This is a genomic window from Glycomyces sp. NPDC050141, from assembly GCF_055586545.1.
The window spans coordinates 41325-61427 of sequence record NZ_JBVJHZ010000035.1; the positions used below are offsets into that span (position 1 = coordinate 41325).

A 20103-nucleotide genomic window follows, 5' to 3' on the forward strand; every position below is an offset into this window, starting at 1 on the left:
CGCGAGGCCGGACGCCTTCCTATGCGGTGAACACCGCGGTCTCACCGGGATCGGTGCCCTCGATGGTGAAGGCCTCGGACATGACGACCATGCCGACCGTGCTCTGGTCGGCCGTCGGCTCAACGGCAGGCTCGGCCAGGTCGGACTCGGTGGCCGCGAGACCCGCGGTCGACTCCTCCTCGGCCTCGCCGCCGCTCGCCGCGACCACGGTCAGCGCGGCCTCCATGCCGTGCAGCGTTCCCCGCAGGTATTGGAGGTTCCGCCACGTGGCGGCGTGGAACTCCAGGTACTGGCCCGCAGCGTTCTCGGCCGCGCCCGGCGCGGTCCCGAACGCCGGGGCCCGGCTCAGGGTCCCGGTGTCCAGCACCGGGATGACCTGGTTCTCCAGCGCGTCGAGCAGTTCCAGCAGGAACAGCCGGTACTCCTCGATCGCCTCGGGGTCGAACACCCGCTCGTCTGCCATCGCGCGTCTCCTCGCTAGCTGTAGGGGTCGTCGCCGGGCTTGACGTAGCCCCAGGCGAAGTCGGTCTCACGGAAGCGGAGGTCCTCGTCCTCCGCCTCGTCGTCCTCATCGGACTTGCCCTTCTTGCGGGCCTCGGCCGCCTGTTGCTGCTGCTGCGGCGCACCGCTGACCATCGCGGTCCTCGACCCGCCCGCGCCGCCGCCCGCTCCGCCCGACGGGGCCGCGCCCGCCGTCGCGGCCGTGCCGAACGAGCCCGGCATCGTCGGCCCGAACCCGCCCCCGGGGCCCGCGCCGCCGGTCGTCACCGGCACCGATCCCGGAACGGCACCGGCGCCGCCGCCGAAGCCCCCGCCGAACCCGCCGCCACCGCCGCTCGCCAGGCCGCCCGAGACCTCCTCGGCCGCCGCCGCTTCCTCCCAGGGGTCGGCGGCGGCCTCGGATGCCGTCTCGGTCGCGGCGACCGAGCCGTCCCCGCCGGGCGGCACCGGCGTCGGGTCCTGCGTCGTCTGCGGCGCCACCGGCGGCGCGGGCTGCTCCATCACCGGCGGTTCGAGGTCCATATAGGCCGCGTCCGCACTGTCCGGGTACGGCCGGTCCGCGCCCGAAGTCTGCAGCGAACCCAGCTGCTCGCTCTGGCCCGTGCGCTTCTCGCCGATCGACTCGTCGATCGCCGCCTGCCGCTCGGTGTACGCCGCCAGCTCGGCATCGATACGCGAACCGAAGCCCGACTTCGCCTCCTCGCCCGCCGCCACGCGCGCGTCGGAAGGAACCGCACCGACCACAGTAGCGACGGTCTCGCCCGCCTTCTGCTCGATGAACGCGCGGACCTCCGCCGCCAGCGCCGGATCGGCCCCGCCCAGCTCGAGCGCCTTCTCGGCCTCCTCGCAGGTCATCTGGATGCAGTCGCCGTGCCACCACGCGGGCCGCACGTGGATCGCGACCAGGTTCGTCCACTCGCCGTCCGCGCCGACCAGCGGCGCCGGGTAGGGGATCTCGCCGGAGTCGCCGCCCTGGAGCGTGTAGATCGCCTCTTCGCGGTGCTTGAGCTCCTGCGCGGCCGCCTCGACGTCGTCGAGGACGCCCTCCAGGAGGGCGCGGGCCTGGTCGGTCTGGTCGGCGAACGCGTCGAAGTCCGTTCCGGCCCAACCGGTCGAGAGCGCCGTCAGCTGCGTCTTGAGGCGGGCGGGCCACTCGCCGATGACGGCCGCGACCTCCTCGTTCCAGCCGGTGCGCAAGCGCTGCAGCGAGAACGAGTCGGGGTCGATCGGGCGCACCGCGCTCACCGCCGCCCGGAAGTCGTCCTCCGTCGGGTAGGACATGCCCTCGCAGAACGGCTTGAACCGGCCCAGCTGGCCCTCGACCGGGACGGCCGAAGCCAGCTGCTCCCAGTCGGTCTCGGCCGGGTGCGCGACCGGGTGCGGGCAGGCGCCCGCAGTGCAGCCGGCGCGCTCGGCCCCGGCCGTCTCCAGGTCGGCGGTGTCGCCGAACGCGATGGTGGAGCTCGCGGTGGCCGTCTCCATCGCGCTGTAACTGGTGGTCTCGTAGGCGGTGGCGTCCTCGTAGACGAGGCTCGCGCCGTCGTAGGCGGTCGCGCCCGAATCGGCTTCGAAGACCGTGACGAACTCCGACCCCGAGTCGCCGCTGGGGGCCGAGCCCTCGATCAGTCCCTCGTCGCTCATGCCGTGCACCTCCATGGTTCCTGGTGCGTCCCATGGAAGACCGGTCCGCCCCGGATTCGCCATGACTTCGCTCTAGCCGGGAAAGGGCGGGTCCGTGGCGCCCTGGTGCACATTGCAGGGAGCGCAAGAGTGAAGGAGGACAGCGTGGACGAGGTGTACATGGAAGTGGAGCAGGTGCGCGGCGGCGGCGGCGACCTGCAGGCGCTCGCGCCGAAGGCCAAGCTGGCCTCCGACCGGGTGCAGGCGCCCGCCGAGTCGGCCGCGTCCGGCAACGGCGGGTTCGTCACCGGCGACGCCGGGGTGCGCTGGCACGGGAAGTTCGACGAGGTCACCGCCGGGGTCGAACGCCGCGTCCAGTGGCAGGGCGCGCAGGTGACCACCAGCGCCGACGAGCTCGAATCGTGCGACCAGGAGGTGGGCGGCAGGTTCAGCGCGCTCGAACGCCGCATCCCCGTCCGCCGCGAGCAATAGGAGGAGCCATGCCCGCATACGAGGAGGCGCTGGCCGCCGACCCGACCGCGTTCGTCGACTGCGCCTCGGAGATGGGCGCGGCCGGGATCGACCTGACCGACCACCGCGCCGAGTACGACACCAAGGTCACCGAGATCAACGACGGCTGGCAGGACAAGGCGAACACCGCGTTCAACGACGACGTGACCATTGTGGACGAGCATGTTGACGAGGTCGTCTCGAAGGTCGGGGAGGCCTCGGAGCTGCTGAGCACGGGCGGTTCGGCGATGGTCTCGCAGGTGGAGCAGTTGAAGGCCACTGACGCGGCCTACAAGGGCGCCGGGTTCGTCGTGCAGCCCGCGCCGAAGGTGGAGCTGGGGGCCGTCCACTGGGCGGCGATCGCGGCGGCCGGGCCGTTCGGGCCGGTCCTGCAGGCGATGTTCCAGGCCCGCGCGGACGAGGGCACGACGCTGCTCACGACCGGGCTGGCGGTGCTGACCGTGACCGACGTGGCGACCGGGACGGCCCTGACCGCCGCCGGTGAGGCGCTGGAGCCCTTGGAGGACAAGGGACCCGGGCCCACCATCTGCCCGCCGCCACCGCCGGACGAGCCCGTCGACGGCAGGGCCGAGAAGGAGGACCGGCGCGCGGACGTCAAGGCCGACAAGGACACCGGCAAGGACTCGGGCAAGGACGAGAAGGACCAGAACGACAAGGACAAGGACAAGGATTCCGACAAGGACAAGGACGGGAAGGACAAGGAAGACGAGGACAAGGACGCCGACAAGGACAAAGAGGATCAGAACCAGGACCAGGACCGGCCCGGGAACGAGCAGCCCGACGAGCAGCAGCCGGGGCAGCCTGACGTCCCGCAACCCGAAGTGCCGCAACCCGGCGAGATCCCCGGTTACGACCCGACGAACCCGGTCCGTCCCGAGGTCCCCGACTTCAATGCCGACCCGTACGTCCCCACCAGCCCCGACCTGGGCGACCCGTGGAAGCCGTCTGAGCTGGAGAACCCCGAGACGCCTTCGGGCGGCCTCGCTTCCGGCGGTGGCGGCGGCCTCGGCGGCGGGCTCGGCTCGCCTGACGTCCCGACGGGCACGACCGGCGGCACGGCCGGTGGCGCCGGCCTCGTCACCGCGCCCGGCGGCGCCGCCCCCACCGGAGCGCCCGGGACGGGAGGCAGGTCCGGCGTCGGCAGCGGCCTGGTCGGCGCGCCCGGTGCGCGCGGGGCCGCGAACCCCGACGAGGAGTTCGAGCGCGAGTCGTTCCTGACCGAGGACCCGGAGGACGACGTGTGGGGGATCGGCACCGACGAGGGCAACCCGTACGTCGACTACCAGGAGGAGCAGCCGAAGCGCCCCGAGCTGCCGCCGCTCCCGGCCCTGGACGACCCCCCGTTCACCATCCCCGGCTTCGACCTGCCGGGCCCAGGCAAACCCTAGGGAACCCGCCATGGAACGGCCCGTCGGCGACGGGCCGTTCCTTTTGCGTCCTAACGGGTCTCGCTTAACCGGGACGTGGCCTCGAACAGCGCCGTCAGCCGAGCAGAGGCCTGCCGCTGCGCCAGCCCGATCGCCGCCGACACCGCCGCCGAGAGCGTCTCGTGGTCGCTGTCCACGGTCGCATTCGGCACCAGGAACCGGAACGCGGTCAGCCGCCCCGCGAAGGTCACCTCCGCCTCGCACAGGTCGTCGTCGGTGGCCTCGCTCGTGAACCGCTCGGGGGAGCGCTCGATCCACTCCCTCAGGTCCGCCGAGCGTGCGTCCGCCTGGCAGCGCGCGAGCAGGTCGGCGGCGGTGCGCTCGGCCCGCATCACGTGCTCGGCCCGGGCCGCTTCGGCGGCGTCCCAAGCGGTCTGCACCGCCTTCGCGACGGCCCGGCCGCTCATCCGGTCCACTGTGGGGCTCAACGCGAGCGAACCGAGCCGCCCCGTGTAGTCCAGCCGCAGCCAGACCACCCGGCCCGGGTCGGTGCCGTCGAACCCGGCGGTCATCAGCCCCGCCGCCAGCGCGCCCGCCTTCGCGGCGGCCTGCTGCGCGTCCGCGTACTGCTCGCGCGTCGGCGCCCCGGCCAGGGCCCGCAGCGCGTTGTCGCGCACCGGCCCCTCGGGCAGCCGCTCGGCCGCGGTGTACGCCGCCCGCAGGCGGTCCTCGTAGTCCTCAGGGATGGCGATCCGGTCCATGCGGGGACCCTCCTCGGCTCGTTCCATGTCGTTGCCCGCATCCTCGCCCCGGCCGCCACGAATCCGCCCTCGAATCGCCATGCCTCACGGTGGTACCGGTGTCACACCTTTGTGGGACACTGGAGTTCCCCCGACCGCGGTGCTGAAAGCGACGACGCCATGACCCTCGACGTGCGCCTGCTCGGACCCCTCGAAGTCCGCGTCGACGGCCGTCCCGCGTCCTTCCCGCGAGGCAACGCCACCACGATCCTCGCGCTGCTGCTCGACGACGCCGGCCGCGTGATCCCCATGAGCGGCCTCGTCTCCGGCGTCTACGGCGACGACTTCCCGCTCGATCCCGAAGCGCAGATCCAGAACACCATCGGCGTCCTGCGCCGCCAGCTCGGTTCCGCCCGCGACCGCATCGAGACCGTCGGCCGCGCCTACCGCTTCCGCATCGCCGAGACCGAACTGGACACGTTGCGCTGCAAGGCGCTCGAGCACCAGGCGCGCACGCTCCGCCGCGAAGGCGAGAGCGACGCCGCCGCCGCGGTCCTGCGCGAAGCCCTCGCCGAATGGCGCGGCCCCGCGCTCGCCGACCTGCCCGGCCGCGCCGCCGGGGCCATCGGCCGCCGCCTCGACGAGTACCGGCTCACCCTCCTCGAACAGCGCATCGACGCCGACATCGACTCCGGGCGCGCCCCGGCCGCCGTCGAGGAGCTGCGGCAGGTCCTCGCCGTCCACGACTCCCGCCAGCGCCTCGTCGGCCTGCTCATGCGGGCCCTGCACGCGTGCGGGCGCACCGCCGAGGCCCTGGACGCGTTCGCCGCGTTGAAGGAACGGCTCGCCGACACCCTCGGTGCCGACCCCAACCGCGAACTCGTCGACCTCCACACCGCGATCCTGCGCGACCAGCCCGCCGCACCCGCCCCGCCCGAACCGGCCGAGCCGGTCGCCGCCGCCGTCCCGGCGATGCTGCCGCGCACCACGCGCCGCTTCACCGGCCGCGAGAACGAGATCGGCGCCCTCGACCGGTTCCTCATGGACGCCGGCGCCGAAGCCGGGCTCGCGGCCGTCACCGGTATGGGCGGGGTCGGCAAGACCGCGCTCGCCGTCTCGTGGGCGCACCGCGTCGCCCACCGCTTCCCCGACGGGCAGCTGTACTTCAACCTGCGCGGCTTCGACCCGTCCGCACCCGGCGCCCGCCCCGAAGAGGTACTCGGCGAAGCGCTCACCGCGCTCGGCGTCCCGGCCGAACGCCTCCCCTCCGGCCTCGACGAACGCGCCGGCCTCTACCGCACGATCCTCGCCCAGCGGCGCGTCCTCATCGTCCTCGACAACGCCCGCGACGCCGCCCACGTTCGCCCGCTCCTGACCACCGCGCCCGGCTCGTTCACGATCGTGACCAGCCGCGACCGGCTCACCGGCCTCGACATGAGCGAAGGCGCTGAGGTCGTGCCCCTCGGCCCGCTCTCCGAAGCCGACGCCGAGGCGCTGCTGGCGCGGCGGCTCGGCCCCGAGCGCGCCGCCGACGACCGGGCCGCCGTGGGCCGCATCGCCGCCGCCTGCGGGCGGCTCCCGCTGGCGCTCACCCTCGTCGGGTCCTGGTCGGCCGCCGACCCCGCGATCGCCCTGGACTCCCTCGCCGACCGGCTCGCCAGCACCGGGAACCTCCTGAACGTGCTCGCCTCCACCGACTACGCCGCCGACCCGCGCGCGGTCTTCGACAGCTCCTACCAGCTGCTGGGGGAGCGGGACGCGCTCGCGTTCTGCCTCTTCGCGCTCCACCCCGGGCCCTCGCTCACCCCGGCCGCCCTCGCGAGCCTCATGGGCGCGCCGCTCGCCGAGGCCCGCGCCGCGCTGGCCGCGCTCGCCGAGATCAACCTGGTCGACCGGTTCCCGGGCGGCCGCTACGGCGTGCACGGCCTGATGCGCGATTACGCCGCCGAGTGCCTGGTCGACGAAGTGCTCGAAGTGGAGCGCCGCGCCGCGGCACTGCGGATGGTCGAGCACTACCTGTTCGCCGCCCGCCGCGCCGACCGGCACGCCGCGCACCGCTTCGACCCCGGTTCACCCGCCCCCGGCGTGTTCGCCGAACCCGTCGCGGACGCCCCCGCCTGGTTCTCCGCCGAGCACGCGGTCCTGCGCGGGCTCCTGCGGACCGACGCCGGGTTCGGGACCGACCTGCGGGTCTGGCAGCTCGGCTGGCTCCTCGCCGAACGCTCGCTCGGCCTTCCCACAGAGCTCTTGATGGTCCAGACCGCCGCGCTGGCCGCGGCTGAGCGGCGCGGCGAGGCGTTCGAGCAGGCGGTCTCCCTGGGCTACTTGGGGATCGCGCACCGCGCCCTCGGCGACGCGGGCGCCGCCCGGACCTGCGCCGACCGCGCCGCCGCATTCGCCGAGCGCGACGGCCGCACCTGGACGCGCGGGTTCGCGACCTACGCCCGCGCCGCCGCGGCCGGACGCGACCGCGAGGCCGCGACCCTCCGCGCCCGCCTCGCCTCCCTCCCGGTCGCACCCCGGTAGATCTCGGGTTGACACGCATGGGCGCAGTCGTGCTATGGTTCATTAGTCAAGTAATGAACCTCTGAACCAACGAACCGATTCGCACTAGACCGAAGGAGGCGAGATGTTCGATGACGGCACACCGATCTATCGGCAGATCGCCGATCAGATCAAGGCCGAGATCATGAACGGCTCGCTTGAACCGGGAGGCAAGGTCATGTCGACCAACCAGTACGCCGCCTTCTACCAGATCAACCCGGCCACCGCGCAGAAGGCGTTCCGGGAGCTGGTCGACGAAGGCGTCCTCTACAAGCAGCGCGGTGTCGGCATGTTCGTCGCCGAGGACGCCCGCGAGCGGCTCGCCGCCGACTTCCGCGAGCGGTTCTTCGAGCGCGTGCTCGCCCCCCTCGTCCAAGAGGCCCGCCAGGCCGGCATCACCCTGACCGACATCATCGACTACCTCGAAGCACAGGAAGGCGCCCGCAAATGAGCTTCTCCGCCACCCTCCGCGACGTCACGCTGAAGTACCGCGACACCGACGCGCTCGCCGACGTCAACCTCGAACTCGAAGCAGGCAAGATCTACGGCCTGCTCGGCCGCAACGGCGCGGGCAAGACCAGCCTCCTCAGCCTCCTCGCCGCCTTCCGCAAGCCCACCAGCGGCGAGATCCTCGTCGGCGGCGAACCGGTGTGGGAGAACGCCGGGATCGTCTCGCGCGTCGCCCTCGTCCGCGAAGGCGGCGACTTCGACGACTCCGACTCCGTCAAGGCCGCCATCGAGACCGGCCAGATCCGGCCCGGCTTCGACACCGCGTACGCCCTCAAGCTCGCCGACCGGTTCGAGCTGCCGCTCAAGAAGCGCATCCGCGAGCTCTCCCGCGGCAAGCGCTCCGTCCTCGCCGCCGTCTGCGGCCTTGCCGCCCGCGCCGAGCTCACCATGTTCGACGAGGTCCACCTGGGCATGGACGCCCCCACCCGGGACGCGTTCTACAAGGAGCTCCTGGCCGAGTACATGGACCGGCCCCACACCGTCATCCTCTCCACCCACCTCATCGACGAGGTCGCCAACTACCTCGAAGAGGTCGTCATCGTCGACAGGGGACGCATCCTGCGCCACGAGGAGCTCGAGGTGTTCCAGGGCATGGGCGCCACCCTCACCGGCCCCGCCGCCGCCGTCGACGAAGTCGCCGCGGGCCTGGAGATCCTCGCCGAGCAGCAGCTCGGCGGCACCAAGAGCCTCACCGTCGCCGCCGTCGCGCCCGGAGTGCGCGAGCGCGCCGCCGCGGCCGGACTCGAGATCGGCCCCGTCGGCCTCCAGGACCTCTTCATCCACCTCACCGAACCGAGCCGGAACGGAGCCTGACCGTGTCCACCCTCCAGAACCTCACGCTCCCGGGCCGCCGGTACGCCCTCGGCGCCGGCTTCACCTGGGAGGGCCTGAAGTACTTCAAGTACTGGATCATCGCGGCCGTCCTCATCGCCTTCCTCGGGCCGCTCGCGCTCTCGCAGTACAACGACATCGACCTCTCGACCTGGTTCTACACCGCCAACGTCGCCAAGTGGTTCACCGCGTTCGTCGGCGGCGGGTTCCTCTTCGCCCTGGTGCCAAGCATGATCGCCGCGGGCATGACCCGCCGCGAACTCAGCGTCTCCATGGGCGTCTTCGGTCTCCTGTGGTCGGCCGCGATCGGCGCGGCCGTCTTCGCCGGGCTCCTCATCGAGCGCGCCTACTACGGTGCGATGGACTGGACCCAGGGCGTCGACGCGAACGGCGCGGTCACCGCGATCGGCTCCTGGGGCGAGACCGCCGCGTTCGCCGCCGTCTACCCGCTGATCTACCTCGTCTACTTCGCCGCCGGAGCCGTCATCGGCGCCGCCTCCTACCGTTGGGAGAGCACCGGCTGGCTCCTGCTGGTCCCGATCCTGCCGGTCGTGTTCAGCCTCGACAACGCGCTCTACAACTCCGAGCCGTTCGGCCCGTCCTGGGCGGGCGTCTTCGAGCGGTTCATGGACGACTGGGGCCGCGTCCCGGTCCTCGCCGGGCTCGTCCTCGCCGCCGCCGTCCTCGCCTTCGCCGCCCACCGCATCCTCATCGACATCCCGCTCCGCGCAAAGAAGGCCTGACCATGACCGACGTTCTCGCCAAACGCCGCTACCGTCTCGGACGACGCCTTTTCACCGCATCGGTGCACTGGCTGCGCTACTGGATCATCGCCGCGATCGCCCTCGCCGTCATCGGCACGCCCGCCGCGGCCCTCATCTGGCCCGACAGCGACGTGACCCTCTGGGGTGCGGCGATCTCGGTCCTCCAGTGGTTCGCCGCCGCCACCGCCGGCATGTGGCTCTTCGCCACCCTGCCCGGCTACATCGCCAACGGGCTCACCCGCAGAGAAGTCACGGTCGCCTACCTCGTGTTCGGCGCCCTGGCCTCCATCGGCCTCGGCCTCCTGGCCGTCGCCGGATTCGCCGCCGAGCACGCGATGCTCGCCCTGGTCGCCGAACCGGTCGGCACCTGGGGCGAAGCCCTCGGCAAGGGCGCGAGGTACCTGCTGGTCAGCCCGGTCTACTTCTTCGGCGGAGCCGCCGTCGTCGCGGTCGCGCTCCGCATCAGCAAGGAAGCCGCGTTCCTCACCACGGTCTTCCTCCTGTTCCCCGCGCTCGTTTTCGCCGGGACCCTCTCCATCGAGTTCTTCGACTACGGCGTGGAGGCCGGGACCTGGGCCTTCGCGGCCTGGCTCGCCACCGGTCTCGCGTTCCTCGCCGTACTCGTCGCCATCGTGACCCTGTCCCTCCGGTCGATCCCCATCAGAGCAAAGCAGGCCTGACCATGACCCACGTTCTCGCCCAACGCAAGTACCGATTCGCCGTCGTCCTCGCGATCGAGACCTCGAAGACCTTCGGCCTGGCCCTCGTCGCCGCGTTCATCGGGCTCGCCGTCGCCTCAGCGGTCCTGCGGGCCACCCTCGGCGGCGACTCCGAGATGTCCTACGGCGTCATCCAGGCCATCCCCATCGCGATGATCGCCATCGGCTGGCTCCGCCTCGCCCGCGCCTACCCGACCGCGATCACCAACGGCATGACCCGCAAGGAGTTCCTGGCCAGCTTCGCGCTGTTCGGCGCCGCCACCGTCCTGGCCACGGCGGCGCTCACCCAACTGGCGATCCTCGCCCTCGGCCTCTCCCCGTACCAGGTCGAAGGCGTCAACGTCGGGTTCTACGGACTCACCCCGCTCGAATCGACCGTCATCCCCGCCCTCTACTTCGCGCTCGGCACCGCCACCGGAGCGGTCATGCTCCGGTCCGCCAGCCGCTGGCTCGGCGCGGTCGTCTGCGCGGTCCTGGTCTCCGCCGTCTTCTACCGCCAGCTCGCCTACTTCGCGGCGATGAACCTCTTCGGACTGGAGAACGGCAGCGCCGACGGCTCCGTCTTCCAATACCCCCTGATCGACCTCTATATGTTCCGGCCCTACCTCGACTCCGTGCTCGCGCTCGGGTTCGCACTCCTCGCCTGGGCCCTCCTCGCGCGCGCCCCGATGCGGCCGAAGCAGGCCTGAACCATGGCACTCCTCAACGCCGCCGTGCCGCTCCCCCTGGTCGTGCTCCTCCTGTGCACCACCGCCAGCCTCGTCGCCGGGCTCGTGCTCGCCGCCGAACGGACCGCCGAGACCCGCGCCGCCGCAGGCCCCGTCCGGGCCCGCGGGCTCAGGCCCGCACCACACCCGCCGCCGACCGCGCACGAACAGCCCCCGGCGGGTGGGACACTGGTGGACGGCCAGTACACGCATCGGAAGGTCAGCACATTGTCGATCCAGCCCATCCGCATCTTCGGCGACCCGGTCCTGCGCACCGCGGCCGAGGAAGTCGACACCTTCGACAAGGAACTGCGGGGCCTCGTGAAGGACCTGCTCGACACCATGCGCGACGAAGGCGGCGCCGGGCTCGCCGCCCCGCAGCTCGGGGTCAGCAAGCGCGTGTTCTCCTTCGACGTCGACGACGTCATCGGCCACATCGTCAACCCCGTGCTCGAATTCCCCGACGAAGAGGAGCAGGACGGCCCCGAAGGGTGCCTCTCCCTCCCCGGCCTCTACTTCGACACCGTGCGCCGCCAGAACGTCGTCGCCAAGGGCTTCAACGAATACGGCGACCCCCTCCAGATCGTCGGCACCGGCCTCATGGCCCGCTGCCTCCAGCACGAGACCGACCACCTCGACGGCATCATCTTCATCGACCGCCTCGACTCCGAGCGCCGCAAAGCCGCGCTCACCGAGATCCAGGCCCAGGACTGGTACAACGAAGACGTCAAAGTGAAAGTCACCCCCCACGACTCCAAGGGTGTGTTCTTCAAGCGATGAGGATCGTCTTCGCCGGGACCCCGGAGGTCGCACTGCCGACCCTCGAGGCCCTCCACGCGTCCGACCACGAGGTCGTCGCCGTCCTGACCCGCCCCGACGCGCGCACCGGCCGCGGCCGCAAGGTCTCCCGCTCGCCCGTCGCCGCCTGGGCCGACGAGCACGGCGTCGAAGTGCTCACCCCCGCGAAACCGCGCGAACCCGAGTTCCTCGACCGCCTGCGCGAACTCGACGCCGACCTCGTCCCCGTCGTCGCCTACGGCGCGCTCGTGCCGCCCGCCGCCCTGGAGATCCCGCGCCTGGGCTGGATCAACCTCCACTTCTCGCTCCTGCCCGCCTGGCGCGGCGCCGCCCCCGTGCAGCACGCCGTCCTCAACGGCGACGAGATGACCGGCGCGTGCGTCTTCCAGCTCGAAGCGGGCCTCGACACCGGCCCGGTCTACGGCCGCCTCACAGAACCCGTCGAACCCACCGACACCTCCGGGGACCTCCTCGGCCGCCTCGCCGTCGCCGGGGCCCGCCTCACCGTCGACGTCGTCAACGCCCTCGAGGCCGGCACGATCTACGGCGAACCGCAGCCCGAAGACGGCGTCTCCTACGCCCCCAAGATCACCGTCGACGACGCCCGCGTCCGCTGGAGCGACCCGGCCTTCGCCGTCGACCGCCGCATCCGCGCCGTCACCCCCGCCCCCGGGGCCTGGACCGAGTTCGAAGGCCAGCGCCTGCGCCTCGGCCCCGTCCGCCCCGACCCCGAGGGCCCGCGCCTCGCCCCCGGCCAGATCGCCCTCACCAAGAAAACCGTCCACGTCGGCACCGCCAGCGACCCGGTCCTCCTCGACCAGGTCCAGCCCGCCGGGAAGAAGCCCATGGACGCCGCCGCATGGGGCCGCGGCCTCCAGACCGAGAGCCCGGTGTTCGCATGAGCGACAAGAAGAAACGACGCAGCACCCGCGTGAGCGGCGAGGAGACCGACCGCCCGAAGGTGAACCCGCGCCGCGTCGCGTTCGACGCCATCAGCGCCGTCACCGCCGACAACGCCTACGCCAACCTCGTGCTCCCGCGCATGCTCGCCGAGACCGACAACACCGGCCGCGACGCCGCGCTCGCCACCGAGCTCACCTACGGCACCCTCCGCAGCCTCGGCACCCTCGAAGCGATCCTCGCCGCCGCCTCCGGCCGCGACGTGCGCCAGCTCCAGCAGGACCTCGTCGACGCCCTCTGCCTGGGCGCCTACCAGCTCCTGTACATGCGCGTCCCGCCGCACGCGGCCGTCGCCACCACCGTCAGCCTCGTCAAGGCCGCCGTCACCCCGCGCGTCTCCGGACTCGCGAACGCCGTGCTGCGCAAGGTCGCCGCGAAAGACCTCGACGAGTGGACCGCGGAGCTCGCCACCGGCGACCGCCTCCACGACCTCTCGCTGCGCTACGCCCACCCGCAGTGGATCGCCGCCGAGTTCGAGGCCGTCGTCGGCCCCGACGAGCTGCCGCCCGCGCTGGCGGCGGACAACGTCGCCCCGCCGGTCCACCTGTGCGCCAAGCCGGGCCGCATCACCAAGGGCGACCTGTCGCGCGAGACGCGCGGCGGCGAGCACGGCCAGTGGTCCCCGTACGCGGTGTACCTGCCGAGCGGCGACCCGGGCCGCGTCCGGGCCGTCGCCACCGGGCTCGCGCACGTCCAGGACGAAGGCAGCCAGCTCGTGGCCGTCCAGCTCGCCGAGGCCCCGCTCGAAGGCCCGGACACGGCCTGGATCGACCTGTGCGCCGGTCCCGGCGGCAAGACCGGCCTCCTCGGTGCCCTTGCGGCGCAGCGGGAAGCCCGCCTGGACGCGGTCGAGATCCAGCCGCACCGCGCCGAGCTCGTCTCCAAGGCCGCGCGCGGCCTGCCCGTCACCGTCCACACCGGCGACGGCCGCACCTACGGTGAGGCGAACTCGGCCGACCGGGTGCTCGTGGACGCCCCGTGCTCGGGGCTCGGCGCGCTGCGCCGCCGCCCGGAGGCGCGCTGGCGCAAGCAGCGCAGCGACATCGACGACCTGGTGCCGCTGCAGCGCGAACTGCTGGCCTCGGGTCTGCGCCTGGCGCGGCCGGGAGGGATCGTCGCGTACGTGACCTGCTCGCCGGTTACGCCTGAGACCGAAGAGGTCGTCGAGTCGGTGCTCAAGGCCGGGGGAGCGGAGCTCGTCCGTCCTGATTGGCTCCTCGAGAAGGTGCCCGGTTCGGCGCGCGGCGACTTCGTGCAGCTGTGGCCGCACCGCCACGGTACCGACGCGATGTTCCTTGCGCTGCTTCGCAAGACCGGCAACCGATAACACTCCAGCTCGCAGGCCTCCTGCCGCGTCCCGGTGCGAACCGGTCGCGGGAGGGGGCCTGTTTTTTTCGGGTGGGGCAGCGAAAGTCAGATGATTGGAAGCGCTACCATGCATTGATAGGGGTAAATATTCCCCTGGGTTGACCGGCACGACTAACCCTAGGAGCACCAGATGAAACGACGACAGCGCCTCGCGGCGATCGTCGCGGGAGCGGCCACCGCCGTTGCCGCCGCGCTCAGCGCGGGCCTCATGCTCAGCCCCACCGCGGGCGCGCAGGAGGACCAGGTCACCGCACAGGCACAAGCACTGTGGACGAACCCCAATACGGGGGCCGCCCGCTGGGTCTCCCAGAACCCGAACGACTCGCGCACGGCCATGATCCGCGACCGGATCGCCGAGACCCCGGCGGGCACCTGGTTCACCCAGTACGCCCCCACCGGAGGCATCGCCGCGCAGGTCGCGGCCGTCGTCGACGGCGCCGCCGCCTCCGGGGCCGCCCCGACGATGGTGGTCTACGGCATCCCCAACCGCGACTGCGGCGGCCACTCCGGCGGCGGCGCGCCCGACCACGCGTCCTACCGCGGCTGGATCGACCAGATCGCGAACGAGATCGACGGGCCCGCGTACATCATCATCGAACCCGACGTGCTCGCGCAGGACTGCCACACCACCTCGCAGCGCGCCGAGATCAACGCCTCGCTCGCCTACGCGGCACAGAAGCTCAACGCCGCCGACCCGGCCGCGAAGGTCTACCTCGACGCCGGGAACTCGGCCTGGCTGACGGCCGCCGAGGCCGGCAAGCGCCTCCAGGCCGCCGGCATCCAGTACGCCGACGGCTTCTCGCTCAACGTCTCCAACTACCGCACCACGGATGAGGCCACCGCCTACGCCCAGCAGGTCCGCGGCATCGTCGGGTCCGACAAGGGCGTGGTCATCGACACCAGCCGCAACGGCAACGGTCCGCTGAGCCCGCCCAACCCCAACGACTGGTGCGACCCGCCCGGCCGCGCGATCGGCAAGTTCCCGACGACCGCGACCGGTGTCTCGGGCATCGACGCGTACCTGTGGGTCAAGCTCCCCGGCGAGGCCGACGGCTGCGCCGGATCGGCGGGCCAGTTCATCCCCGACCTGGCCTACCAGCTCGCCAACAACGCGGGCAGCGGCTGGCCCGGCCAGGTCGAGCCGACCGACCCGGTGACTACGCCGACCACAACTGCGCCGACGAGCCCGACCGCCAACCCCACCACCGGCGGCCCCGTCGGCACCTGCACTGTCCACATCGACGTCGTCAGCTCCTGGAACGGCGGCTGGCAGGGCAAGGTCTCCATGACCTCCGCCCAGGCCGTCAACGGCTGGACCGTGCAGTGGACCTGGCCCTCGGGTCAGGCGGTCACCAGCAGCTGGAACACGACGCTGACCACGTCCGGGGCCAGCGTCACCGCCAAGGACGTCGGCTGGAACGCCGCCGTCGCAGCGGGCCAGACCAAGGAGCTGTTCGGCTTCGTCGCCTCCGGCTCGCCAGCCGATATGGACGTCCCCTGCTGATCTGACATCACAACCGGCACTTCGGGCCCGCTGTGAGACCAGCACAGGCGGAATCCGGCCCATTCGCCCGCTCGCTGCGTTGTCGGGGTCTCTGCATACAACACCGGTATGCAGAGGCCCCTCCGCCTTGCGAGCGAACGAATGGACTCGGATTCCACTCCGCGCTGATCTCACAGCGGGCCCGGTGTCCGGCCTGCGTCGCGGTTTCGCGACCTACACTGTGCGTGTGGCACAGTTCCGAACGGCGCAGGCCGACACCGTCATCGCCCCGAGCCTCCTGGCGGCGGACTTCGCGCGCCTCGCCGAGGCGGCCGACGCCGTCGAGGGGGCCGTCGACTGGCTCCACGTGGACGTGATGGACAACCACTTCGTTCCCAACCTCACGCTCGGCCCGCCGATCGTCAAGTCCCTCAAGGCCGCCACGGACATCCCGCTCGACTGCCACCTCATGATCGAGGACCCCGAGCGCTGGGCCCCCGGCTACGCCGAGCTCGGCGCCTACAACGTCACCTTCCACGCCGAGGCCGCCGACGATCCCGTCCGGCTCGCGAAGGACTTGCGCGCGGCAGGTGCCAAGGCCGGCCTTGCGATCGACCGCGACACCCCGATCGAGGACTACCTGGAGATCCTCCCGGCCTTCGACACGCTCCTGATCATGACGATCAAGGCCGGCTTCGGCGGCCAGGCGTTCATGCCCGAGCTGCTCGCCAAGGTCCGCACCGCCCGCGCCCACGCCGACTCCGGCCACCTGGAGCTGCGCATCGAGGTCGACGGCGGCATCGCCGACGACACGATCGCCGCCGCAGCCGAAGCGGGAGCCGACGCGTTCGTCGCGGGCACCGCCATCTACGGCGCGGCCGACCCCGCCGACGCGGCCCGGCGCCTGCGCGCCCGCGCCGACGCGGCGCGATCATCCGGATGACACGAACATGCCCGCCACCACCCCCGAACTGGTCCTCATCAGCGACGCCGACCCCGAGATCGCCGAGTTCCTCGCGGCCCGGCTGAGGGCCGACGGCTTCGACACCGCCCTCGCCCGCGACGGCTACCAGGCGCTCGCCGGGATCGCGATCCGCCGCCCCGGCATCGTCCTCCTCGAAGCGGACCTGCCGTTCATCGACGGCCTGGCCCTCACCCGCCAGCTCCGCGCCGACCCGGCCACCGCGAGCCTGCCGATCATCCTCCTGGGCGCCCAGCCCTCCTCGGCCGACAAGATCGCCGGGCTCAAAGCCGGGGCCGACGACTACATCGCCAAGCCCTTCGACCCCGCCGAGGTCTCGGCCCGCATCGACTCCGCGATCCGCCGCCACCGCGAGGTCCGCGAGTCCTCCCCGCTCACCGGCATGCCCGGCAACGACCGCATCCTCCGCGAACTCCAGTCCTGGATCAAACGCGGCGACCCGTTCGCCTTGTGCTACATCGACATCGACCAGTTCAAAGCCGTCAACGACGTGTACGGGTTCGTGCGCGGGGACGAGTTCATCCGGGCCCTCGCCGAGTGCGTGTACGCCGCCGCCGGGGACGCCGGGGCCGCCCCGGTCTTCCTCGGCCACGTCGGCGGCGACGACTTCACGATCCTGTGCCTGCCCGAGCACGCGGAGGCCGTCACCGGCTTCCTCAACGACCACTTCGCGCGCCGCGTCCGCCAGCTGTGCGAGCCGCGCGACGTCGAGCGCGGCTACATCGAGCACGCCGACCGCACCTCCCGGCGCCTCACCCGCTCGCGCCTGCCCACCCTCTCCACCGGCGTCGCGCTCTCCACCGTCCGCCGCTTCGCCGACGCCTACGAGGCCGTTGCCGAGGCGACTACGCTCAAAAGCGTCGCCAAGTCCCACCCGGGCAACTACGTGGCCTTCCAGGAGGGCCGCGCGCCCGGCCGCACCAACCGCCGTCCCGTCTTCTGGACGAACGAGCGCTGAGACGCCCCGTGATCAGTAGGGTGCGTCACAGTAGGGTTCGCCGCGGAATATCCCCGTGGCACAATTCCTTGTAGCAAACACGCGCGTCAGCGGGGTCGGTGAAATTCCGAGCCGGCGGTGAGCAGGCCAAGCCTGCGAGTCCGCGACCCGTCCGCATCCAGCGGACGGTTGACCTGGTGAGAATCCAGGACCGACGGTTAAAGTCCGGATGGGAGCAGACGCAACGTAGGAGGCCACTGGTGGCCCCTGCGAGCTATTCTCTTGCCCCCGCCTGCGTACCGAAGATTCGAGTCGCAAGGTAGGGAGTTCCAATCGTGTTCACCGGAATCGTCGAAGAACTCGGCGAAGTCGTCAAGGTCAGTGAAGCGTTCCTGGCCGTCCGCGGGCCCGTAGTCACCTCTGACGCCGCCCTCGGGGACTCCATCAGCGTCAACGGCGTCTGCCTCACCGTCGTGAGCGTCGAAGGCGATGTCTTCACCGCCGACGTCATGGAGGAGACCTACCGCCGCTCGGTCATCGGGAAGCTCGAAGTCGGCGACCGCGTCAACCTCGAACGCGCCGCCACCCTCACCACCCGCCTCGGCGGGCACCTCGTGCAGGGCCACGTCGACGGCGTCGCCGAGATCGTCAAGCGCGCCCCGGCCGCCGAGTGGGAGGAAGTCACCTTCCGCCTCCCCGCGGGCCTCGCCAAGTACGTGGTCGAGAAGGGCTCCATCACCATCGACGGCACCTCGCTCACCGTCGCGTGGATCGACGGCGACGAGTTCTCCGTCGGCCTCATCCCCACCACGCTCGACGCGACCACCTTGGGCCGCAAACAGGTCGGCGACCCCGTCCACATCGAGACCGACGTCGTCGCCAAGCACGTCGAAAAACTCCTCCAGACCGCCGGGAGCAAGTGATGAACGAGATCCACCTGGACTCCATCGAAGACGCCATCGCCGCGATCAGGGCCGGCAAGCCGGTCATCGTCGCCGACGACACCGACCGCGAGAACGAGGGCGACATCCTCTTCGCCGCCGAGGACGCGACCACCGAGCTCCTGGCCTTCACCGTGCGCTACACCGGCGGCTACATCTGCGTCGCGATGCCCTCGGACACCGCCGACCGGCTCGACCTGCCCCCGGCCCACCACACCAACCAGGACTACAAGGGCACCGCGTTCGCGGTCTCCGTCGACGCCCGCAAAGGCGTGACCACGGGTATCTCGGCCGCCGACCGCGCCCAGACCATCCGGGTCCTCGCCGCGCCCGAGACCGTCGCGACCGACCTCAACCGGCCCGGCCACGTCGTCCCGCTGCGCGCCGAAGAAGGCGGCGTCCTCGTCCGCCGCGGCCACACCGAGGCCGCCGTCGACCTCACCCGCCTCGCCGGGAAGCAGCCGGTCGGCGCCATCTCCGAGATGGTCAACGACGACGGCTCGATGATGCGCCTGCCCGAGCTGCGCGCCTTCGCCGACCAGCACCACCTCGTCCTCATCACCGTCGCCGACCTCGCCGAATGGCGCCAGCGCAACGAGGTGCACGTCAAGCGCCTCGCCGAGGCCCGCCTCCCGCTCGAGTCCGGTGAGTTCACCGCGATCGGCTACCGCGCCGTCTTCGACGGCAACGAGCACGTCGCACTCGTCAAGGGCGACATCGGCAACGGTGAGGACGTGCTCGTGCGCGTCCACTCCGAATGCCTCACGGGCGACGCCTTCGGCTCGCTGCGCTGCGACTGCGGCCCCCAGCTGCAGGCCGCGCTCCGCGCCGTCGAGGCCGAGGGCCGCGGCGTCGTGCTCTACATGCGCGGCCACGAGGGCCGCGGCATCGGCCTCGTGCACAAGCTCCAGGCCTACCAGCTCCAGGACCAGGGCCGCGACACCGTCGACGCGAACCTCGAACTGGGCCTGCCCGCCGACGCCCGCGACTGGGCCATCGGCGCGCAGATCCTCGAAGACCTCGGCATCAAGTCGATGCGGCTGCTGACCAACAACCCGGACAAGCGCGCCGGGATCGAAGGCCACGGCCTGGAGGTCATCGACCGGGTCGCCCTGCCGACCTACGCCACGCCCGACAACCTCGCCTACCTGACGACCAAGCGCGACCGCATGGGCCACCTGCTCTCGGACCTGCCCGCGCCCGTCCTCGCAATGGAAGAAGTCGCCTGATGGCCGGACACGGAGCTCCCGAGATCAACGTCCCCGACGCCGCCGGGCTCACCCTCGGCATCGTCGCCACGGACTGGAACACCGAGATCGTCGGCCAGCTGCTCAAGCGCGCCCTCGACGCGGCCGCCGACGCGAAGGTCGCCGACGTCAAGGTCCTGCACGTCGCCGGGGCCGTCGAGCTCCCGGTCGCCGCGCAGGCGCTGGCCCGCAGGTACGACGCCGTGGTCGCCCTCGGCACCGTCATCCGCGGCGGCACCGCGCACTTCGACTACGTGTGCAAGTCCGTCACCGAAGGGCTCACCCGGGTCGCGCTCGACGAGTCGACCCCCGTAGCCCACGGCGTGCTCACCGTCGACAACCAGGAGCAGGCCCTCGCCCGCGCCGGGTACCCCGACTCCACTGAGGACAAGGGGTACGAGGCGGTCGTCGCCGCCCTCGGTGCGGCGCTGGCGATCCGCTCGCTCGACTAGTCCGCAGACGCGGGGGGGGGGGGGGGGGGGGGGGGGGGGGGGGGGGGGGGGGGGGGGGGGGGGGGGGGGGGGGGGGGGGGGGGGGGGGGGGGGGGGGGGGG

Annotated in this window: 20 protein-coding genes and 1 riboswitch; of the genes, 17 read left to right on the forward strand and 3 right to left on the reverse strand. The window is 72.0% G+C overall.

Annotated elements, in window-relative coordinates; translation table 11 throughout:
* Nucleotides 1-19 precede the first annotated feature (19 nt).
* Together ACZ60M_RS19410 and ACZ60M_RS19415 are read right to left on the reverse strand one after the other, a co-directional pair.
* Complete coding sequence (locus ACZ60M_RS19410) at nt 20-463, reverse strand: hypothetical protein (RefSeq protein ID WP_465419946.1); 444 nt, start codon at nt 461-463, stop codon at nt 20-22.
* 14 nt (nt 464-477) lie between these two features.
* Complete coding sequence (locus tag ACZ60M_RS19415; protein ID WP_465419948.1) at nt 478-2142, reverse strand: hypothetical protein; 1665 nt, start codon at nt 2140-2142, stop codon at nt 478-480.
* Between the two features lie 144 nt (nt 2143-2286).
* Here ACZ60M_RS19415 and ACZ60M_RS19420 point away from each other — a divergent pair, with 144 nt between their 5' ends.
* Both ACZ60M_RS19420 and ACZ60M_RS19425 read left to right on the forward strand, forming a co-directional pair.
* Nucleotides 2287-2613, forward strand: a complete 327-nt coding sequence (locus ACZ60M_RS19420; RefSeq protein ID WP_465419950.1) for a hypothetical protein — start codon at nt 2287-2289, stop codon at nt 2611-2613.
* Nucleotides 2614-2621: 8 nt separating this feature from the next.
* Nucleotides 2622-4040, forward strand: a complete 1419-nt coding sequence (locus ACZ60M_RS19425; RefSeq protein ID WP_465419952.1) for a WXG100 family type VII secretion target — start codon at nt 2622-2624, stop codon at nt 4038-4040.
* Nucleotides 4041-4090: 50 nt separating this feature from the next.
* On the opposite strand, the gene ACZ60M_RS19430 is transcribed toward ACZ60M_RS19425, so the two are convergent.
* Nucleotides 4091-4807, reverse strand: a complete 717-nt coding sequence (locus ACZ60M_RS19430; RefSeq protein WP_465419954.1) for a hypothetical protein — start codon at nt 4805-4807, stop codon at nt 4091-4093.
* Between the two features lie 132 nt (nt 4808-4939).
* On the opposite strand from ACZ60M_RS19430, the gene ACZ60M_RS19435 reads away from it, so the two are divergent.
* The 15 genes from ACZ60M_RS19435 (at nt 4940) to ribH (ending at nt 20002) form a co-directional block, all read left to right on the forward strand.
* Nucleotides 4940-7285, forward strand: coding sequence for an AfsR/SARP family transcriptional regulator (locus ACZ60M_RS19435; protein WP_465419956.1), 2346 nt, complete (start codon nt 4940-4942; stop codon nt 7283-7285).
* A 103-nt stretch (nt 7286-7388) separates the two neighbouring features.
* Nucleotides 7389-7754 carry a GntR family transcriptional regulator gene (locus ACZ60M_RS19440; protein ID WP_270109745.1) on the forward strand — a complete coding sequence of 122 codons (366 nt, stop codon included), beginning with the start codon at nt 7389-7391 and terminating at the stop codon, nt 7752-7754.
* Nucleotides 7751-8626 (forward strand): ATP-binding cassette domain-containing protein, encoded by an 876-nt coding sequence (locus tag ACZ60M_RS19445; protein ID WP_465419958.1) that lies wholly within the window; start codon nt 7751-7753, stop codon nt 8624-8626. Before ACZ60M_RS19440 ends, ACZ60M_RS19445 begins: the two co-directional genes overlap by 4 nt.
* A 2-nt stretch (nt 8627-8628) precedes the next feature.
* Nucleotides 8629-9387 carry a hypothetical protein gene (locus tag ACZ60M_RS19450; protein WP_465419960.1) on the forward strand — a complete coding sequence of 253 codons (759 nt, stop codon included), beginning with the start codon at nt 8629-8631 and terminating at the stop codon, nt 9385-9387.
* A gap of 2 nt (nt 9388-9389) precedes the next feature.
* Nucleotides 9390-10088, forward strand: a complete 699-nt coding sequence (locus ACZ60M_RS19455) for a hypothetical protein (RefSeq protein WP_465419962.1) — start codon at nt 9390-9392, stop codon at nt 10086-10088.
* Nucleotides 10089-10090: 2 nt separating this feature from the next.
* Nucleotides 10091-10816 carry a hypothetical protein gene (locus ACZ60M_RS19460; protein ID WP_465419964.1) on the forward strand — a complete coding sequence of 242 codons (726 nt, stop codon included), beginning with the start codon at nt 10091-10093 and terminating at the stop codon, nt 10814-10816.
* 246 nt (nt 10817-11062) lie between these two features.
* Nucleotides 11063-11614: a peptide deformylase gene (gene def, locus ACZ60M_RS19465; protein WP_465419983.1), complete on the forward strand. Its 552-nt coding sequence runs from the start codon at nt 11063-11065 to the stop codon at nt 11612-11614.
* Nucleotides 11611-12534: a methionyl-tRNA formyltransferase gene (gene fmt, locus ACZ60M_RS19470; protein ID WP_465419966.1), complete on the forward strand. Its 924-nt coding sequence runs from the start codon at nt 11611-11613 to the stop codon at nt 12532-12534. Before def ends, fmt begins: the two co-directional genes overlap by 4 nt.
* Entirely contained in the window at nt 12531-13919 is a 1389-nt protein-coding gene (locus ACZ60M_RS19475) for an RsmB/NOP family class I SAM-dependent RNA methyltransferase (protein ID WP_465419968.1), read from the forward strand. Before fmt ends, ACZ60M_RS19475 begins: the two co-directional genes overlap by 4 nt.
* Before the next feature lie 171 nt (nt 13920-14090).
* Entirely contained in the window at nt 14091-15464 is a 1374-nt protein-coding gene (locus ACZ60M_RS19480; protein ID WP_465419969.1) for a glycoside hydrolase family 6 protein, read from the forward strand.
* A 226-nt stretch (nt 15465-15690) separates the two neighbouring features.
* Nucleotides 15691-16386 carry a ribulose-phosphate 3-epimerase gene (rpe, locus tag ACZ60M_RS19485; protein ID WP_465419971.1) on the forward strand — a complete coding sequence of 232 codons (696 nt, stop codon included), beginning with the start codon at nt 15691-15693 and terminating at the stop codon, nt 16384-16386.
* A 7-nt stretch (nt 16387-16393) separates the two neighbouring features.
* Nucleotides 16394-17383 (forward strand): GGDEF domain-containing response regulator, encoded by a 990-nt coding sequence (locus tag ACZ60M_RS19490; protein WP_465419973.1) that lies wholly within the window; start codon nt 16394-16396, stop codon nt 17381-17383.
* An 81-nt stretch (nt 17384-17464) separates the two neighbouring features.
* Nucleotides 17465-17607, forward strand: a riboswitch (FMN riboswitch).
* 90 nt (nt 17608-17697) lie between these two features.
* On the forward strand, nt 17698-18285 hold the full coding sequence (locus ACZ60M_RS19495; RefSeq protein WP_465419975.1) for a riboflavin synthase: 588 nt from the start codon (nt 17698-17700) through the stop codon (nt 18283-18285).
* Nucleotides 18285-19532, forward strand: a complete 1248-nt coding sequence (locus ACZ60M_RS19500; RefSeq protein ID WP_465419977.1) for a bifunctional 3,4-dihydroxy-2-butanone-4-phosphate synthase/GTP cyclohydrolase II — start codon at nt 18285-18287, stop codon at nt 19530-19532. Before ACZ60M_RS19495 ends, ACZ60M_RS19500 begins: the two co-directional genes overlap by 1 nt.
* Entirely contained in the window at nt 19532-20002 is a 471-nt protein-coding gene (gene ribH, locus ACZ60M_RS19505) for a 6,7-dimethyl-8-ribityllumazine synthase (RefSeq protein ID WP_465419979.1), read from the forward strand. Before ACZ60M_RS19500 ends, ribH begins: the two co-directional genes overlap by 1 nt.
* Nucleotides 20003-20103 lie beyond the last annotated feature (101 nt).

What these genes read in the sequence shown, in the direction of transcription:
- ACZ60M_RS19430 (WP_465419954.1), bottom strand. Translation starts at nt 4,807, where the DNA reads ATGGAACGAGCCGAGGAGGGTCCCCGCATGGACCGGATCGCCATCCCT.
- ribH (WP_465419979.1), top strand. Translation starts at nt 19,532, where the DNA reads ATGGCCGGACACGGAGCTCCCGAGATCAACGTCCCCGACGCCGCCGGG.
- ACZ60M_RS19410 (WP_465419946.1), bottom strand. Translation starts at nt 463, where the DNA reads ATGGCAGACGAGCGGGTGTTCGACCCCGAGGCGATCGAGGAGTACCGG.
- fmt (WP_465419966.1), top strand. Translation starts at nt 11,611, where the DNA reads ATGAGGATCGTCTTCGCCGGGACCCCGGAGGTCGCACTGCCGACCCTC.
- ACZ60M_RS19500 (WP_465419977.1), top strand. Translation starts at nt 18,285, where the DNA reads ATGAACGAGATCCACCTGGACTCCATCGAAGACGCCATCGCCGCGATC.
- ACZ60M_RS19425 (WP_465419952.1), top strand. Translation starts at nt 2,622, where the DNA reads ATGCCCGCATACGAGGAGGCGCTGGCCGCCGACCCGACCGCGTTCGTC.
- ACZ60M_RS19490 (WP_465419973.1), top strand. Translation starts at nt 16,394, where the DNA reads ATGCCCGCCACCACCCCCGAACTGGTCCTCATCAGCGACGCCGACCCC.
- ACZ60M_RS19415 (WP_465419948.1), bottom strand. Translation starts at nt 2,142, where the DNA reads ATGAGCGACGAGGGACTGATCGAGGGCTCGGCCCCCAGCGGCGACTCG.
- ACZ60M_RS19475 (WP_465419968.1), top strand. Translation starts at nt 12,531, where the DNA reads ATGAGCGACAAGAAGAAACGACGCAGCACCCGCGTGAGCGGCGAGGAG.
- ACZ60M_RS19455 (WP_465419962.1), top strand. Translation starts at nt 9,390, where the DNA reads ATGACCGACGTTCTCGCCAAACGCCGCTACCGTCTCGGACGACGCCTT.
- ACZ60M_RS19435 (WP_465419956.1), top strand. Translation starts at nt 4,940, where the DNA reads ATGACCCTCGACGTGCGCCTGCTCGGACCCCTCGAAGTCCGCGTCGAC.
- ACZ60M_RS19440 (WP_270109745.1), top strand. Translation starts at nt 7,389, where the DNA reads ATGTTCGATGACGGCACACCGATCTATCGGCAGATCGCCGATCAGATC.
- ACZ60M_RS19480 (WP_465419969.1), top strand. Translation starts at nt 14,091, where the DNA reads ATGAAACGACGACAGCGCCTCGCGGCGATCGTCGCGGGAGCGGCCACC.
- ACZ60M_RS19445 (WP_465419958.1), top strand. Translation starts at nt 7,751, where the DNA reads ATGAGCTTCTCCGCCACCCTCCGCGACGTCACGCTGAAGTACCGCGAC.
- ACZ60M_RS19460 (WP_465419964.1), top strand. Translation starts at nt 10,091, where the DNA reads ATGACCCACGTTCTCGCCCAACGCAAGTACCGATTCGCCGTCGTCCTC.